At 76.3% G+C, this 1,151-nt stretch carries 1 protein-coding gene and 1 pseudogene; both read left to right on the top strand.

The annotated features are described in order from the left end of the window. Positions 1-1,056 (top strand): HAD-IC family P-type ATPase (locus tag AB0O00_RS40650; RefSeq protein ID WP_363659687.1); only part of this gene is annotated, 1,056 nt, incomplete at its 5' end. 3 nt (positions 1,057-1,059) lie between these two features. Continuing rightward, positions 1,060-1,151: pseudogene (locus AB0O00_RS40645) on the top strand (LuxR C-terminal-related transcriptional regulator); the annotation flags it as partial.

Below are 1,151 nucleotides of genomic sequence, written 5' to 3'. Positions count from 1 at the left end.
GGCCTGGCCACGCCGACGGCCCTGCTCGCGGCGACCGGGCGCGGCGCGGAACTCGGCGTCCTGGTGCGCGGACCGGAGGTGCTGGAGAGCCTGCGGCGGATCGACACGGTGGTGCTGGACAAGACGGGGACGCTGACCACCGGGCGGATGCAGCTCACGGCCGTCACGGCGGCCGGGGACGAGGACGGGGCCGAGGTGCTGCGGCTGGCCGGTGCGGTCGAGCACCGGTCGGAGCACCCGATCGGGCGGGCCGTCGCGAACGCCGCCCGGGAGCGGTACAAGGAGTTGCCTCAAGTGGGCGGCTTCCGGGCCACGGCCGGGGTCGGCGTGGCCGGGACGGTCGAGGGGCGGGCGGTCCGGGTGGTCCGGCCGGATGCCGTCGCCCTGCCGCCGGAACTCGCGGACGCGGTGACGGCGGCCGGGGAGGCGGGCCGTACGGCGGTGGTCGTGGAGCTGGACGGACGGGCGGCGGCCGTCCTCGCCGTCGGCGACACGGTGCGCTCCGGCAGCTGGCGGGCGCTGCACCGGCTGCGCGGGATGGGCCTGGAGACCGTCCTGCTCACCGGTGACGGCCCCGGAGCGGCCCGGGCGGTGGCCGGCGAGCTCGGCATCGAGCGGGTGCACTCCTCGGCCTCACCCGAGCGCAAGGCCGAGGTGGTGGCCGAGCTGAAGGCCGCCGGGCGGACGACGGCCGTGGTCGGCGACGGCGTCAACGACGCGGTGGCGCTGGCCTCGGCGGACCTCGGGGTCGCGCTGGCCTCGGGCAGCGACGCCGCGATCGGCGCCGCCGGGCTGACGCTGGTGCGCGGCGACATCGAGGCCGTGGTGGACGCCGTCCGGCTGGCCCGCCGCACGCTCGGCACGATCCGGGCGAACCTGCTGTGGGCGTTCGGCTACAACGTCGTGCTCATCCCGCTGGCGGCCGTCGGGCTGCTGAACCCGATGCTGGCGGCGGTCGCGATGTCGCTCAGCTCGCTGCTCGTGGTGGGGAACAGCCTGCGGCTGCGCACGTGGCAGCCCGGACGCGGCAACGCACGGAAGGGGGCCCGGCGATGATCGAGCGTCACCGAACGCGAACGCGAGGTGCTGATCCTGGTCGGGCGAGGCCTCTCCAACGCGGAGATCGCCGAGGAACTCGTCATCAGCGTGGC

The organism is Kitasatospora sp. NPDC093558, assembly GCF_040683475.1.
GTDB lineage: Bacteria > Actinomycetota > Actinomycetes > Streptomycetales > Streptomycetaceae > Kitasatospora.
This window is presented reverse-complemented; position numbering and strand designations above follow the sequence as displayed.